The sequence below is a fragment of the Phenylobacterium terrae genome (genome assembly GCF_042681205.1).
In the GTDB taxonomy this organism is placed as follows: Bacteria; Pseudomonadota; Alphaproteobacteria; order Caulobacterales; family Caulobacteraceae; genus Phenylobacterium; species Phenylobacterium terrae.
The window spans coordinates 1,953,813-1,969,001 of sequence record NZ_JBHUEY010000001.1; the positions used below are offsets into that span (position 1 = coordinate 1,953,813).

Here is a 15,189-nt window from a genome sequence, read left to right on the forward strand (position 1 = left end):
CAAGAGGTGACCCATGGCCGAGACCGCCCTCGCCGACGTGCTCGTCCTCTTCGGCGCGACGGGCGACCTGGCGCAGCGGATGCTGCTGCCCTCGCTGTATTTCCTCGACGCCGACGGCCTGCTGCCGGACCGGCTGAGGCTGGTGGCGACCGCCCGGACGGAGATGACCCGCGAGGCCTTCCAGGAGGCCGCCCGCAAGGCGATCGCCGCCCGCGCCGCGCCGGACGGCCTGGACGAGAAGGTCTGGAAGCGGTTCGCCGACCGGCTCGACTATGTGGGCGCCAACGCCGCCGACGCCGAGGGCCTGGCGCCGCTGAAGGCGGCGGTGGGGGAGGCGCGCCGACCGATCTTCTACCTGGCCCTATCGCCCAGCCTCTACGGCCGGGTCTGCCGGGCGCTGGAGCTGTCGGGCCTCGCCGGCCCAGAGGCGCGGATCGTGCTGGAGAAGCCGATCGGCCGCGACCTGGAGAGCTCGCGGGCGATCAACGCCACGGTCGGCGACGTGTTCAGCGAGGACCGGATCTTCCGGATCGACCACTACCTCGGCAAGGAGACGGTGCAGAACCTGATGGCCCTCAGGTTCGGCAACATCTTCTTCGAGCCCCTCTGGAACAACCAGACCATCGACCACGTGCAGATCACCGTCGCCGAGACGGAAGGGGTGGGCGAGCGCTGGCCCTACTACGACGAATACGGCGCCCTGCGGGACATGGTGCAGAACCACATGCTGCAGCTGCTCTGCCTGGTGGCCATGGAGCCGCCCAGCGACCTGCAGCCGGACTCGGTGCGGACCGAGAAGGTCAAGGTGCTGAAGTCGCTGCGCCCGTTCACCCGGGCGGACGCCGCCATGAACAGCGTGCGCGGCCAGTACGTGGCCGGCGTGGTCGGCGGCCAGACGGTCGCCTCCTACGAGACCGAGCGGGGTCAGGCCAGCGACACCGACACCTTCGTGGCGCTTCGGGCCGACATCGCCAACTGGCGCTGGGCCGGCGTGCCCTTCTTCCTGCGCACCGGCAAGCGGCTGCCGGAGCGGCGCACCCAGATCGCCATCCAGTTCAAGAGCGTGCCCCACTCGATCTTCGAGGACGCGGCCCACGCGGACCTGACGCCCAACCGGCTGGTCATCGACCTGCAGCCGGACGAGGACATCGAGCTGCTGCTGATGAACAAGGCGCCGGGCCTGTCGCAAGGCGGGCTGCGGCTGCAGTCCCTGCCGCTGTCCCTGTCGCTGCTGCACACCTATTCCGGCCCGGGCTTCCGGCGCCGCATCGCCTATGAGCGGCTGCTGCTGGACGTCATCTGCGGCTCTTCGACCCTGTTCGTGCGCCGCGACGAGGTGGAGCGGGCCTGGGAATGGGTGGACGGCGTCGCTTCGAGCTGGACCGACTCACGAATGGCCCCCAAACCCTACGCCGCCGGCAGCTGGGGACCGGCCGGCGCGTTCGCGCTCATCGAGCGGTCGGGCCGGGCCTGGTATGATTGACGAGTAGGGACCTGCCGTGAGCGACTTCATCGACCTGCGCGGCGCCTCGGGCGCGGCCTACCGTTTCCGCCGGGCGGACCCCGCGGCGCTGCCGGCCACGGCCGGCAACTTCGTCTTCGTGCGCGAGGACGAGGGCGCGCCGGAGATCGTCTGCTGCGGCACGGCGCTGAGCCTGACGCTGGCGGGGGGCCTGTCGCGCAACATGTCCGAGCGCTACGGCGCGAGCGAACTCTACATCCGCCTCAACGTCGCCCGCGCGGTGCGGCTGGGCGAGCACGAGGACATCCTCCAGCACACCAAGCCGCCGACCAGCTTCGAGGAGCTGGGGTAGGCGCGTGGCGCCCGCGACGGCGACCACCTACGACGGGCTCCCGATCGCGAAGGAGCCGCCGTTCGGGGCCAGCGTCGTCGTCTATCGCCGCAGCGGAGGAGGGCTGGAGGTTCTCCTACTGCACCGGGCGCACGGCGGCCCCGAGTTCGAGGGCGACTGGGCCTGGACCCCGCCGGCCGGAGCGCGGCAGCCTGGAGAGGATCCGGACCTGGCCGCCGCCCGCGAGCTGCGGGAGGAGACCGGCCTGGAATTGCCGATCCGCCGAGTCTGCGACGGCGCCGGCGACTGGTGCGTCTACGCCGCTGAGGCGCCGGCCGAAGCGATGGTGGTTCTCGACGCCGAGCACGACCGCTTCGAATGGGTCGCCGCGGGGGACGCGCCCGCCCGCTGTCTGCCCGAGCTTGTGGCGGCCCAGCTGCGCTCCGCGCTCGCGGGACTGGCCTGAGGTTCAGTCCTTCGGATCGCCGCCCTTGGCTTCCATCGCCCGCCTGCGCTTGCCGCGCGCCACCTCGGTGGCGAGGGCCTCGAGCTTGGGGGACCAGAAGCTGCGGAAGCGGTCCAGCCAGTCGTCCACCTCCTTCAGCGGGGCGGGATCGACCGTGTAGACCCGCCGCGCGCCGTCGACCCGTGCGCGCGCAAAGCCGCTGTCGCGCAGCACCCGCAGGTGCTGGGAGACAGCCGACTGCGTGATGCCGAACTCCGCCTGGATCACGGACACGATCTCCCCGGAGGCGTGCTCGCCGCCCGCCAGCAGCTCCAGTATGCGGCGGCGAACCGGATCGCCGAGGACGTCGAAGGCGTGCATCAGGCGTCGGGCGACGGCTCGCCGGTGTAGAAGGCGCTGGTCCGCGCGACGGCGGCCTGGGCCCATGCGCGGTCGGCGCCGTCGCGCAACGCCGCATCGCCCCAGCCCTGGCTCGAGCCGCGGATGAAACGCTTGCCGTCCTCCGATAGCGTCCAGGCTTCGAAGGCGTTGCTGTCGACCTGCTCGCCGGTCCGCAGGTGGAGCGCCATGCCGACGAACAGCAGTTCCCAGCCGACCCCGACCGCGCCGGGTCCGTACTGGTCCCAGAACTCCGGCTTCACATGGGCGACGTGCTCGAGCGTGAGCTGGGTGCGGGCCTCGCCTTCCGCTTCGAGCCTGACAGTGACCCAACTGACGTCGCCGCCGTTCTCCCAGGTCACACCGAGCAGTCGGGGAGGTTCGCACCGCTGGATCTCGCCGCCGGCCTGACCCTGCAGCTGGTAGCGTCCGCCGAGCTTCAGTTCGCCGCTGATCGGCAGGAACCATCGCGGTATCCGCTCGGCGCTCGTCAGGGCGTCCCAGAGGTCCTCGACGTCGGTGTCGTAGGTGCGGGTCGCCGTGACCACCCGCGCAGGTCGCCCGTCGACCTCCCGACTGCTCACTTCGCGGACCAGCGCCCCCAGATGTTGCGAGACGTCGATCATGGGCTCGGCCTCCTGACTTCAACCATTCTATCAGGCCGTGCTTATATTAGATTCAACTAATATGCTAGCGGCGGCGGGCCTCGGCGAGCTTGCGGAGGTTCGCTTCATGCCCGGCGCGGTCGAGCTTGTAGGCGAACATCACCGCCATCATCGCCATCCACAGCGTGAGGATGGTGGGCACGTAGTAGGCGCCCAGGCGGAACAGCGTCTCGTCCGAAACCTGGCTGGGGTCGGCGCCTGTGGGGAACTGGGCGGCCGCCAGCACGAAGGTGGCGGTCATGATCCCGAGCCCGTTGACCACCTTTCGGATGAAGGTCGAGGCCGCGAAGAACACGCCCTCGTTGCGCCGTCCGGTCTTGAGCTCGGCCTGCTCCACCAGGTCGGCCAGCATCGAGGCCGAGAGGATCTGGAAGCAGATGATCAGACCGACGTCGATCGTCCCGGCCACCAGGACCAGCCAGAAATTGAAGTTCGGGTCGTCCGGCAGCACGCCCGCCAGCCTCAGGACGATGGGCAGGGGCGATCCGATGAAGGCGATCAAGCCGATGATCATCGCGCCGCGCTTCTTGCCCAGGGTGCGGGTCGCGACGGGCGCGAGCGCCGATCCCAGGATCGCGGAGACGAAGACGCCGAGGGTGATGAGGCCGTTCTGCTGGGGCGAGAACCCCCAGAAGTAGGTCAGGAAGTAGAAGGAGAGGGCGGCGGACAGCCCCGAGGCCACGGCGCCCAGCATGGCGGCGATGAACAGGGCGATGAAGGAGCGGTCGGCGAGCGTCTCGAACATCTCCCTGAAGATCGTGCCGAGCGTCAGCCTCCGCCTGGGCGGGGGCGGCTTCAGGTGGACGATGCGCGAGTGGGTGCCGGCCGCCGAGATGACGATGGCGACGAAGATCAGCACAGAGGCGATGATCCCGTAGGCCGCGTAGGCGTCGCGGTTGAACTGGCCGTTGGGGATCGCCGCGGTCGAGAACGCCGGGAACAGCGCCAGGAACATCATCACCGACATGGCGTTGCCGCCGGTCCAGCCGAAGTAGTAGCGGAAGCTCATCAGCGAGCTGCGCTGGTCGTAGTCCTCGGTCAGTTCCGGGCCGAGGGCGGAGCTCGGCGTCTCGTAGAAGGTGATGAAGGTGCGGATGGCGACCGCCAGCACCAGGACGTACCAGAAGAGCGCGCCCTGGCTGAGGCCGCTGGGCGGCGCCCACAGCAGGAAATAGCTGGCCGCGACCGGGATGGCCGAGCCGTACATGAACGGGTGGCGCCGTCCCCAGCGCGAATGGAAGTTGTCGGACCAGTAGCCGACGATCGGGTCAGACAGCGCGTCGAGCACCAGCGCGATGGTGATCGCCAGCCCCACCAGGCGCGCATCGAGGCCGACCACCTGGCTGTAGAACAGCAGCAGCAGGTAGCTGAAGCCGTTGTCCTTGACCCCATAGGCCACCGAGCCGAAGCCGTAGGCCAGCTTGGTCCAGAGGGAGGGGATCGGGGAGACCGCTTCGGGCTTCGCAGTCTGGGCGGGCAGGCCGGCCGCTTCACTCATGTCTTACCCCGCGTGCGGGCGGACGCCCCGCACCCGGTTGTATATCGACGGCCCGGTACGGTGAAGCCGGAGGCTCAGTCCGCCGCCTGAGGCGCGAGCAGCGCCTCGCACCAGCCCTCGTCGCTCTGGATGATCACGTACCGCGGCTCGCCCGCGCGGCGGACATATTCGTTCGCCCGGTCCAGCGCCTGGATCTGACTGTCGAAGAGCCCAAGCTCGGCGGAGCCTTCATCCAGCAGGACCCACCTGGCGCCACGGGCGAAAACAGCGAGCTGTCGGTTCGGCATGACCGCGGTTGGGTAGCGCGAGTCCGCCGCGCGAGCCCAGCAACCGATCGTTGATGATCGACGGTTAGTTGGGGAGGAAGGTGACCGGCCCGGCCTCTGGTAGTCGGGGGGGCGTCGCCGGGCCGGTCTGTTCAGCCCACCGTTCACGACGGCGAGCTAGGCGGGAAATGCGGAAGGGGCGGGCTTGTTCCTGCGCGCCTTCACGAATTCTCGACGGCGGTGGTCAGAAGGGCCGCGCCTCGCCTTCGGCGCCGGTTCCGGCGGCGGTGTAGCGGCCGGCCTGGCCCTGGGCGGGCGGCGGCTGCACGAACTCTGCGGCCGAGCGCCAGGCCTCGCGCAGGTCGCGCGGCAGCGCATCCTGCACCTTGGAGATCTGGCCCTCCGGGATGTGCCGGGACAGGACGGCGAAGACGGTGCGCACGGCCAGCTGCGGATCGACCGGCCGGGTGTCCTGCAGCCACTCGGCGACCTCGGCGCAGAACTCATCGTAAGAGCGGCAGGCGGTCGGCTGGCGGGCCGGCTGGAACTGGTCGTAGTAGACGCCGCGCACCAGCAGCGGCAGCTGCGAGCCGAGGTGGGCGGCCAACTCGACGGGAACCCGGTCGCGCAGCTTGTGCAGGACGGTGGACAGCACCTTCCAGGCCACCTTCCTGTCGGGGCCGATGGCGGCCATCACCTCGTCGAGCCAGATGTGCGTCGTCTGTAGGGTTTTATCGAAGACCTCGAGGCCGTTGGCGCTCATGTCATCCTCCGATCGTCCGTGGCGTGGGGATCAGCAGGACAACAAGAGGCTCAAGACGGGTGTTCCGGCGCTCCCGCCGCGGCCGCGACAGACGGACGCGCACGCCTTGTCTGACAACGTTCGGCGAGTGAAGGTGAGATGTAGATCCCGGGCCACGGGGCGCAAAACCGGTCGGCGCACAGGCGCACGATCATTCGTTAGGGTGGTGAATTGACGCCTCAGGCAACGCCGGACGACGGCCGGATTCCGTTCAGGACCAAGTTCTTCTTCGGCCTCGGCACCAGCGCCGAATACATCGTCCTGCTCGGCATGGGCAGCTACGCGATGCTGTTCTACAACCAGGTGCTCGGCCTCTCGGCCACCCTGGCGGGCGCGGCGGTGTCGCTGAGCCTGATCCTCGACGGTTTCGCCGATCCGATCATGGGCTCGCTGTCGGACCGCACCCGCTCGCGGCTCGGCCGCCGCCACCCCTTCATGTACGCCGCCCCGCTGCCGATCGCCCTGTCGCTGGTCGCCATCTTCAATCCGCCGCCGGGGCTGGAGCACGTCTGGCTGTTCGCCTGGTTCTTCACCTTCGTGGTGACGTTGCGGGTGTTCATGGCCGCCTACCACACGCCGCACCTGGCGCTGGGGGGCGAGCTCTCGGCCGACTACACCGAGCGCACCCGGATCATGAGCTACAACACGGTGATGGGCGGGGTGGCCGCGATGGTGATGGCCTTCATCGCCCTCAGCGTCTTCTTCCGCGCGACGCCGGAGTATTCGCGCGGCCTGCTGAACCCGCACGCCTACCCGCCCTTCGCGCTGTTTTCTGCGGGGATCGCCCTGGCCCTGCTGCTGGCCTCGGCCTGGTTCACCCGCGACCGCATCCCGACCCTGCCGCAGCCGCCGGCCGACCTGCCGAAGTTCAGTCCCTTCGAGTTCCTCAAGGACCTCGGCAAGGCGATCACCAACCGCAACTACGCCTGGCTGCTGGTGGCCTACTTCTTCCTGTCGCTGACGCTGGGCCTGCGGGCCGGGCTCACCCTCTATGTGAACACCTTCTTCTGGGAGCTGACGTCCGAGCAGCTGCGCTGGTTCGTCCTCGGCGCGCTCGGCGGGGCGATCCTCGGCGGCGGGCTGGTGACCCGGCTGCACCAGAAGCTCGACAAGCGGACCACCATCGTCATCGGCTGCATCGGCCTGGCGGCGATCCCGGCCATCCCGATCGTGCTGCGGATGGTGGGGCTGATGCCGCCCAACGCCACCATGCAGCTGACCATCGCCCTGCTGCTGTTCTCGCTGGCCTCGCTGACCTTCACCGCGATCATCCAGATCAGCGTGATGTCGGTGCTGGCCGACATCGCCGACGAGAACGAGCTGAAGCACGGTCACCGGCAGGAGGGGGTGCTCTACTCGACCCGCGCCCTGTTCGCGAAGATCGACATGGCGTTCGGCCAGTTCCTGGCCGGCGTCGCCCTCGACCTGATCGCCTTCCCGGCCAAGGCCACTCCCGGCCAGGTGCCGGACGACGTGCTCTTCAAGCTGGCTATGGTCGAGGGGCCCATCGCCGCCGTCCCGGGCCTGCTGGCCGCCGTCTTCTACGCCCGCTACCGCATCACCCGCGCCCGCCACGCCGAGATCCGCGCCGAGCTCGAAGCCCGGCGGGGGACGGGGCGCGCGCCGGTCGCGGAGGCGCCCGCCGGCGGGGCGGTGGTCGCGCCGGCGGAGTGACCTCCTCCCCCCGCCGAGCGGGGGGAGAGGTCGATCACCGCACCGCCGTCCAGGGCCGGCTGAGCAGCATGGCGCAGTTGATCAGGCCGACCAGCGAATAGGTCTGGGGGTAGTTGCCCCACAGCTCGCCGTCCTCGAAGGAGATGTCCTCCGAGAGCAGGCCGGCGACCGTGCGGCGGTTGAGCATCTCCTCGAACAGCTGCCGCGCCTCCTCGGTGCGGCCGGCCAGGTGCATGGCCTCGATCAGCCAGAAGGTGCAGATGTTGAAGGCGCTCTGCGGCTCGCCGAAGTCGTCGGGAATGGCGTAGCGCAGCATGTAGGAGCCGCGGCGCAGGCCCTTCTCCACCGCCGCCACGGTCGCCGCCATGCGCGGGTCCTGGGGCGGCACGAACCGCACGTCGATCAGCTGCAGCAAGCTGGCGTCCAGTTCGTCGCCGTCGAAGGTGGCGGCGAACCGCCCGAGGTCCTCGTTCCAGGCCCGGGACTCGATGGTGGCGCGCATCGCGTCCGCCCGCTCGCGCCAGTAGACGGCGCGGTCCACCAGGCCCAGCCTGTCGGCGGCCTTGGCCAGCCGGTCGGCCGCCGCCCAGCACATGACCGACGAATAGGTGTGCACCGCCTCGCGGCCGCGGAACTCCCACAGGCTGGCGTCGGCCTGGTCGTGCAGCTCGTAGGCCCGCTGGGCGATCGGCTCCAGGGCCCGGAAGTCGTCCAGCGTCGCCGGCCTAAGCAGCCGCTCGTCGAAGAAGGCCTGGGTCGTCGACAGGATGATCTGGCCGTAGACGTCGTGCTGCAGGTGCTCGTGCGCCTGGTTGCCGACCCGCACCGGTCCCATGCCGCGGTAGCCGGGCAGGTGGGGCGCGATCCACTCGGTGAGCGAGGGCTCCAGCCCCACGCCGTAGACCGGCTGCACGTGGCCGCCCTTGGCCGAGTCCACTAGGTTGCGCAGGTAGACGAGGTAGTTCTCCAGGATGTCGACGGCGCCCAGCCGGTTTAGCGCCTGGACGACGTAGTAGGCGTCCCGCAGCCAGCAGTAGCGGTAGTCCCAGTTGCGGCCGCTCTCGGCGTGCTCGGGCAGGGAGGTGGTCAGGGCCGCGACGATGGCCCCGGTCTCCTCGTAGGTGCAGAGCTTCAGGGTGATGGCCGCGCGGATCACCACGTCCTGCCAATCCAGCGGCACCGACAGGGTGCGCACCCAGCGCCGCCAGTAGTCGGTGGTCTCCTTCAGCATCTGGGAGGCGGCGACCGCCACGTCGCCCTCGAAGCTCTCGTCGGGCCCCAGGAACATGGTTAGCGGCTCTTCCAGGCGGAACAGCCGCTCGCACTCGATGTGCGAGACCGGCGCGTCGGTGGTCAGGCGGAAGGTGACTTCGCCGCCGACGTAGCGGATGTGGTTCGAGCCGCGGGTGACCTCCACGCGCTTCTCGCCCCAGTTGGCCATGGGCCGCAGGCGCACGCGCACGCGCGGCGTGCCGGCCACCGGCCGCACCAGGCGCACGAAGGCCAGCGGCCGGTACATCCGTCCGGATCGGTAGTAGCGGGGGCAGAAGTCGATGATCTCGACCGTGCCGCCGTGGATGTCCTCGATCTCGGTGGACAGGATCGGGGTGTTGCGCAGGTAGGTCTGGCGGATCTGGCGCACGTCCTCGACGTCGATGCTCCACATCCCCTGGGCCGTCTCGGCGGCCGGGTCGGCGTCGCTGAGCAGGGCGCAGAAGAAGGGATCGCCGTCGACCCGGGGCGCGCAGCTCCACACGAACCGGCCGGCGCGGTCGATCAGGGCGCTGGCCATGCAGTTGCCGATCGGGAACAGGTCGAGGCTCTGGGCCATTCGGCGCACACTCAAGCTAGCTGGATCGAGGCCGCCCCCGGCCCTGCTTTTCTCGCGATGGGCGCAAAACGCAAGGGCGGAGGGTTCGATCCGGATTGCATGGGAAGGCCGGGCCGTTCAATAGAGCCCCTCGCCATTTCGGAGGGACGCATGATCCGCGCTCGCAGGGCCCGCATCGTCGCCACCTTGGGGCCGGCCAGCCGCGACCCGGCCAAGGTGGTCCAGCTGGCCCGGGCCGGCGCCGACGTCTTCCGCGTCAACTTCAGTCACGGGACCCACGAGGACCACGGCAAGACCATCGCCGCCGTCCGGGCCGCCGAGGCCAAGGTCGGCCGCCACCTGGCGGTGCTCGCCGACCTGCAGGGCCCCAAGCTCAGACTGGGCGCCTTCGCCGGCGGAGCGGTGGCGCTCAAGGCCGGTCAGCGGTTCCGGCTCGACATGTCCAAGGAGCCCGGCGACGCCAACCGCGTGGGCGTGCCGCACAAGGAGGTGTTCGCCGCGCTGAAGGAAGGCGCGCTGATCCTGCTGGACGACGGCAAGGTGAAGCTGAAGGTGCTCGAGCACGGACGCGACTTCGCCGAGACCCGGGTGGTCGCCGGCCATGGCCTGTCCAACAACAAGGGCCTCAACCTGCCGGGACTGGCGATCCCGATCCCGGCGCTGACGGCCAAGGACCGCGAGGACGTGGTCTTCGCCCTCGACCAGGGGGTGGACTGGGTGGCCCTGTCCTTCGTCCAGCGCGCGTCCGACATGGCCGAGCTGCGCCGGCTGACGGACGGCCGCGCCGGGGTGCTGGCCAAGATCGAGAAGCCCGCCGCCCTGGAGGCGCTCGACGAGATCCTCGACCTCTGCGAGGCGGTGATGATCGCCCGGGGCGACCTGGGCGTGGAGCTGGCGCCCGAGGAGGTGCCCGTCGCCCAGAAGGAGCTGATCCGCGCCGCCCGCCGCCGCGGCCTGCCGGTGATCGTCGCGACCCAGATGCTGGAATCGATGACCGCCTCGCCGACCCCGACGCGGGCGGAGGCCTCGGACGTCGCCGGCGCGGTCTACGAGGGCGCCGACGCCCTGATGCTGTCCGCCGAAACCGCCGCGGGGATGTTCCCGCAGGAGGCGGTGGAGATGATGGACAAGATCATCGCCCGGGTGGAGCGCGACCCGCGCTGGCCCGAGCTGATGGCCGCCGAATTCCCGGTGCGCGACGTCGACGCCGACGCCCTGGTCGCCGCCGCCCGGCGGGCCGCGGAGGCGGCGTCCATCTCCTGCCTGGTGGCCTTCACCACCACCGGCCAGACCGCCCTGCGGCTCGCGCGCGAGCGGCCGCTGCAGCCCTCCCTGGCGCTGACGCCGCACGTCGGCACGGCGCGCCGCCTCGCCCTCGTCTGGGGGGTGGAGTCCAAGGTCGTGCCGCAGATCGACGATCCGGAGGCCCTGGCCCGCGCAGCCGTGGAACAGGCCGTGGCCATGAAGCTGGCGCCGCCCGGCCGCCGCATCCTGATCCTCGCTGGCCTGCCGATGGGCTCGCCCGGCGCCGCCAACATCATGCGCATCGCCCACACGCCGAGGCGGTGAGCTGTATGGCCGCCGGTGACAGGCAGCGTCGTCCCAATGAGCTTGGTCGTTCTTCCCCGCCGGGACGCCGAAACCCGTCGCCGAAGGGCGTGCGTTCAGCCAGCATGATCGAGACCTACGCCAACAGGACGGCCGCGGCCGAGGCGGCGGCGGCGGCCATCGAGCGGAACCTGGCCGACGGGCTGAAGCAACGCGCCCGGGCGACCTTCGTCGGGACGGGCGGGAGTTCGCCCGCGCCGGTCTACCGGCGGCTCGGCGCCGCGCGGCTGGACTGGGCCCGGGTGGTGGTCACTCTCAGCGACGAGCGGCTCGTGCCGCCGAGCTCGGAGCACTCCAACCAGCGGCTGGTGCGCGAGCACCTGATGGTCGGCGAGCCGGCCAAGTCGCACCTCGTCCCGCTCTGGTCGGACGCGCCGGATCCGGACGCCGCCGCCCGCGCGGCCGAGCCGGCGCTGACGGGCATGGCCCCGTTCGATGCGGTGCTGCTGGGCATGGGCGAGGATGGGCACATCGCCTCGCTGTTCCCGGGCAGCCCGGCGCTGGCGGAAGGCCTGGACCTCGGCTCGGGCCGGCGGGCGCTGGGCGTGCCCGAGCCGCACGGCGCGCCGCCGCTGCCGCGGATCACCCTGACCCTAGCCGCGTTGACTGATGCGAGGGGTCTGATCGTGCTTATCTCTGGGGAGGCCAAGAAGCGGGTGGTCGAGCGGGCGCTCGCCGGGGAAGAGCTTCCCGTCGGCGCGCTCTTGCGCCAAGAACGCGCGCCCGTCCGCATCCTGTGGTCGCCTTGAACTGAAGTGGGAGCCGCCATGCATCCGGTCGTCCAGGAGGTCACCGAGCGCATCGCCCATCGCAGCCGCGAGTCGCGCGCCGCCTATCTCGAGCGGATGGAGGCGGCGCGGCGCGCCGGCCCCGGACGGGCCAAGCTGTCCTGCGCCAACTTCGCCCACGCCTTCGCCGCCCTGGGCGAGGGCGACAAGCAGCGGATGCGCGACCCCTTCGCGCCGAACGTCGCCATCGTCTCGGCCTACAACGACATGCTCTCGGCCCACCAGCCGCTGGAGCGGTTCCCCGCCATCATCAAGGCGGCGGCGCACGAGATCGGCGCGACCGCCCAGTTCGCCGGCGGGGTGCCGGCCATGTGCGACGGCGTCACGCAAGGGCGGCCGGGGATGGAGCTGTCGCTGTTCAGCCGCGACGTCATCGCCATGGCGACCGCGGTCGCCCTGACCCACGATGCGTTCGACGCGGCCCTGATGCTGGGCATCTGCGACAAGATCGTGCCGGGCCTGTTCATCGGAGCCCTGTCGTTCGGCCACCTGCCGGTGATCTTCGTCCCGGGCGGGCCGATGACCTCGGGGGCGTCGAACGCCGAGAAGGCGCGGGTGCGGGCCCTCTACGCCGAGGGCAAGGCGACCCGCGAGGAGCTGCTGGACATGGAGATGAAATCCTACCACGGCCCCGGCACCTGCACCTTCTACGGCACCGCCAACTCGAACCAGATGATGATGGAGATGACCGGGCTGCACCTGCCCGGCTCGGCCTTCGTGACGCCCAACACGCCGCTGCGCGACGCCCTGGTGGCCGCCGCGCCCAAGCGGGCGGTGGAGATCCGCGACGGCGGCAACGCCTATGCGCCCATGTCGGGGGTGGTGGACGTCAAGAGCATCGTCAACGCCCTGGCCGGCCTCCTGGCCACGGGCGGGTCGACCAATCACACGCTGCACCTGGTGGCCATGGCCCGGGCCGCGGGCGTGCAGATCACCTGGGACGACTTCGACCAGCTCAGCCGCGTCACGCCGCTGATCGCGCGGGTCTATCCGAACGGCTCGGAGGACGTGAACGCCTTCCATGCGGCCGGCGGAATGGCCTTCGTCACCCGCCAGCTGCTGGACGCGGGCCTGGCCCACGACGACGTCATGACCGTCGCCGGGCCGGGCCTTCGCCGCTACCAGACCGAGCCCTTCCTGCAGGACGGCAAGCTGGTCTGGCGGGAGGGCACGGCCGTCTCCCTCGACCGCGACCTGCTACGGCCGGTGGACGATCCCTTCCAGAGCGAGGGCGGGCTGCGTCTCGTCGAGGGCCCGCTCGGCCGCGGCGTCATCAAGACCTCGGCGGTCAAGCCCGAGCACCTGGTCGTCGAGGCGCCGGCGCTGGTGTTCGACGACCAGGACGACCTGCTGGCCGCACACAAGCGGGGCGAGCTCGACCGCGACTTCGTGGCCGTGGTCCGGTTCCAGGGTCCGCGGGCCAACGGCATGCCCGAGCTGCACAGCCTGACGCCGGCGCTGGGCGTCCAGCTCGACAAGGGCTTCAAGGTGGCGCTCGTCACCGACGGGCGGATGAGCGGCGCGTCGGGCAAGGTCCCGGCGGCGATCCATGTGACGCCGGAGGCCAAGGGCGGCGGGCCGCTGTCGCGGGTGCGGGACGGCGACGTCATCCGGCTCGACGCCCGCGCGGGCCGGCTGGAGATCAGGGTCGACGAGCGGGAGCTGATGAGCCGACCGCCCGCCACGGCCGCGCCGCACGCCTACGGCTTCGGCCGCGAGATGTTCGGGTGGATGCGCGCCGTCGCCGGCCCCGCCGAAGAGGGCGCCTGCAGCCTGTTCGAGGCCGCGGCGTGAAGGGCGCGGCGCGCGGCCTTGTGGGGGACGTGGGCGGCACCAACGCCCGCTTCGCCCTGGTGGACGAGGAAGGCCACATCCGCTTCCCCAAGTCCTACGCCTGCCAGGACTATTCCTCCCTGGCCGAGATCATCGAGGAATACCTCGCCACCACCGCCGGCAAGCGGCGGCCGACCCGGGCGGCCATCGCCGTCGCCGGCCCGGTGGTGGAGGGGGAGATCCAGTTCACCAACCTCGACTGGGGCATCTCCGAGACCGACCTGGTGATCGCCTTCGAGTTCGAGGCGGTCAGCCTGATCAACGACTTCGCCGCCCAGGCGATGGCCGCCCCCCGGCTCGGCGCGGAAGACCTGCGCCAGATAGGCCCGTCGGTGAAGGGCTCCGTCGACTGCCCGATCGTGGTGCTCGGCGCGGGCACCGGGTTCGGCGTGGCGGCCCTGGCCCGCAAGCCGCACACCGAGGTCTCGGTCGCGACGGAGGGGGGGCATGCGGGCTTCTCGCCCTACGACGAGACCGAGGTGGAGATCTGGCGGCGGCTGAAGGCCAAGTACGGCCGCGTGTCCATCGAGCGGGTGCTGTCCGGCCAGGGGCTCTACGACCTCTATTGCGCGCTGTCGGACATCGCGCTGAAGAACGCCGAGCTGTCGGACGAGCGGGCGGTGTTCGCGGCCGGCCAGGCCGGCGAGCCGGTGGCCGCCGCCGCCCTCGACCGCTTCTGCGACGTGCTCGGCGGGGTGGCCGGGGACCTCGCGCTGACCTACGGCGCCCGCGGCGGAGTCTACGTCTCGGGCGGCATCGCGCCGCGGCTGCTCGAGCGCATCGTCGCCGGCGGCTTCCGGGCCCGGTTCGAGGACAAGGGTCGCTTAACGGAATACGTTAGGTCCATACCCACCTTCGTCATGGTCCATCCTTATGCCGCGCTGGTCGGCGCGGCCCGGGAGCTGGAGCAGCTGGAAAGGGGCGGCTTTTGAAGATCGAAGAGGTCCTGGCGCTCGCGCCCGTGGTGCCCGTGCTGACGATCGAGGAGGCCGACCACGCCGTCCCGCTCGCGCGCGCCCTGGTCGCCGGCGGCCTCTTCGCCCTGGAGGTGACCCTGCGCACGCCGGCGGCGATGGAGTCCGTCCGCCGCATCGCCGCCGAGGTGAAGGAGGCGGTCCCCGGGGTCGGCACCGTCACCAGCCGCGAGCAGCGCAAGGCCGCCGCCGAGGCCGGCGCGAAGTTCGCCGTCAGCCCCGGGCTGATCGACGGCGAGGGGCCTGAGGGGCCGATCCCCCTGCTGCCGGGCGTCGCCACCGCCACCGAGCTGATGTGGGGGCTCAAGCACGGCTTTACCTGCTTCAAGCTGTTCCCGGCGAACGTCGTGGGCGGCGTCGGCGCCCTGAAGGCCTTCGCCGGCCCGTTCCCGGACGCCAGGTTCTGCCCCACCGGCGGGATCGATGCGGCCAACGCTGCCGACTACCTCGCCCTCTCCAACGTCGCCTGCGTCGGCGGCAGCTGGGTCGCGCCCGCGGATGCGGTGCGCGCCGGCGACTGGGCCCGGATCACCGAACTCGCCAAGGCCGCGTCGGGTCTGAAGGCGAAAGCGGCTTAAGAGACCTCTCCCCCCGCTCAGCGGGGGGAGAGGGT

The 15,189-nt window shown here is 70.8% G+C and carries 15 protein-coding genes; 9 read left to right on the forward strand and 6 right to left on the reverse strand.

Annotated features, from left to right (window positions below; genetic code table 11):
- Positions 1–13 precede the first annotated feature (13 nt).
- From zwf to ACFSC0_RS09840, 3 genes are read left to right on the forward strand one after another with little or no spacing between them, the layout of a single operon-like run.
- Positions 14–1,483: a glucose-6-phosphate dehydrogenase gene (gene zwf / locus ACFSC0_RS09830; RefSeq protein ID WP_377283116.1), complete on the forward strand. Its 1,470-nt coding sequence runs from the start codon at positions 14–16 to the stop codon at positions 1,481–1,483.
- 16 nt (positions 1,484–1,499) lie between these two features.
- Entirely contained in the window at positions 1,500–1,814 is a 315-nt protein-coding gene (locus ACFSC0_RS09835) for a hypothetical protein (RefSeq protein WP_377283115.1), read from the forward strand.
- Between the two features lie 4 nt (positions 1,815–1,818).
- The gene (locus tag ACFSC0_RS09840) at positions 1,819–2,259 is read left to right on the forward strand and encodes an NUDIX domain-containing protein (RefSeq protein ID WP_377283114.1); all 441 of its coding nucleotides are present in this window, start codon (positions 1,819–1,821) and stop codon (positions 2,257–2,259) included.
- 3 nt (positions 2,260–2,262) lie between these two features.
- On the opposite strand, the gene ACFSC0_RS09845 is transcribed toward ACFSC0_RS09840, so the two are convergent.
- The 5 genes from ACFSC0_RS09845 to ACFSC0_RS09865 all read right to left on the reverse strand — a co-directional run bounded on the left by ACFSC0_RS09845 (position 2,263) and on the right by ACFSC0_RS09865 (position 5,829).
- On the reverse strand, positions 2,263–2,619 hold the full coding sequence (locus ACFSC0_RS09845; protein WP_377283113.1) for an ArsR/SmtB family transcription factor: 357 nt from the start codon (positions 2,617–2,619) through the stop codon (positions 2,263–2,265).
- Positions 2,619–3,263, reverse strand: coding sequence for an SRPBCC family protein (locus tag ACFSC0_RS09850; protein WP_377283112.1), 645 nt, complete (start codon positions 3,261–3,263; stop codon positions 2,619–2,621). The genes ACFSC0_RS09845 and ACFSC0_RS09850 overlap by 1 nt, the downstream gene beginning before the upstream one ends.
- A gap of 64 nt (positions 3,264–3,327) precedes the next feature.
- The gene (locus ACFSC0_RS09855; RefSeq protein WP_377283111.1) at positions 3,328–4,800 is read right to left on the reverse strand and encodes an MFS transporter; all 1,473 of its coding nucleotides are present in this window, start codon (positions 4,798–4,800) and stop codon (positions 3,328–3,330) included.
- 74 nt (positions 4,801–4,874) lie between these two features.
- Positions 4,875–5,087 (reverse strand): hypothetical protein, encoded by a 213-nt coding sequence (locus ACFSC0_RS09860; protein ID WP_377283110.1) that lies wholly within the window; start codon positions 5,085–5,087, stop codon positions 4,875–4,877.
- 223 nt (positions 5,088–5,310) lie between these two features.
- A complete protein-coding gene (locus tag ACFSC0_RS09865) occupies positions 5,311–5,829 on the reverse strand; it encodes a DUF2267 domain-containing protein (RefSeq protein ID WP_377283109.1) in 519 nt (172 codons plus the stop codon).
- 210 nt (positions 5,830–6,039) lie between these two features.
- Here ACFSC0_RS09865 and ACFSC0_RS09870 point away from each other — a divergent pair, with 210 nt between their 5' ends.
- Positions 6,040–7,542, forward strand: a complete 1,503-nt coding sequence (locus ACFSC0_RS09870; RefSeq protein WP_377283108.1) for an MFS transporter — start codon at positions 6,040–6,042, stop codon at positions 7,540–7,542.
- A 34-nt stretch (positions 7,543–7,576) separates the two neighbouring features.
- On the opposite strand, the gene ACFSC0_RS09875 is transcribed toward ACFSC0_RS09870, so the two are convergent.
- Positions 7,577–9,373 (reverse strand): glycoside hydrolase family 15 protein, encoded by a 1,797-nt coding sequence (locus ACFSC0_RS09875; protein ID WP_377283107.1) that lies wholly within the window; start codon positions 9,371–9,373, stop codon positions 7,577–7,579.
- A 150-nt stretch (positions 9,374–9,523) separates the two neighbouring features.
- On the opposite strand from ACFSC0_RS09875, the gene pyk reads away from it, so the two are divergent.
- The 5 genes from pyk to eda all read left to right on the forward strand — a co-directional run bounded on the left by pyk (position 9,524) and on the right by eda (position 15,154).
- Positions 9,524–10,942, forward strand: a complete 1,419-nt coding sequence (gene pyk, locus ACFSC0_RS09880) for a pyruvate kinase (protein WP_377283106.1) — start codon at positions 9,524–9,526, stop codon at positions 10,940–10,942.
- Between the two features lie 104 nt (positions 10,943–11,046).
- A complete protein-coding gene (pgl, locus tag ACFSC0_RS09885; protein ID WP_377355139.1) occupies positions 11,047–11,730 on the forward strand; it encodes a 6-phosphogluconolactonase in 684 nt (227 codons plus the stop codon).
- 18 nt (positions 11,731–11,748) lie between these two features.
- Entirely contained in the window at positions 11,749–13,563 is a 1,815-nt protein-coding gene (gene edd / locus ACFSC0_RS09890; RefSeq protein WP_377283104.1) for a phosphogluconate dehydratase, read from the forward strand.
- On the forward strand, positions 13,560–14,534 hold the full coding sequence (gene glk, locus ACFSC0_RS09895) for a glucokinase (protein WP_377283103.1): 975 nt from the start codon (positions 13,560–13,562) through the stop codon (positions 14,532–14,534). Before edd ends, glk begins: the two co-directional genes overlap by 4 nt.
- Positions 14,531–15,154: a bifunctional 4-hydroxy-2-oxoglutarate aldolase/2-dehydro-3-deoxy-phosphogluconate aldolase gene (eda, locus tag ACFSC0_RS09900; RefSeq protein WP_377283102.1), complete on the forward strand. Its 624-nt coding sequence runs from the start codon at positions 14,531–14,533 to the stop codon at positions 15,152–15,154. The genes glk and eda overlap by 4 nt, the downstream gene beginning before the upstream one ends.
- Positions 15,155–15,189 lie beyond the last annotated feature (35 nt).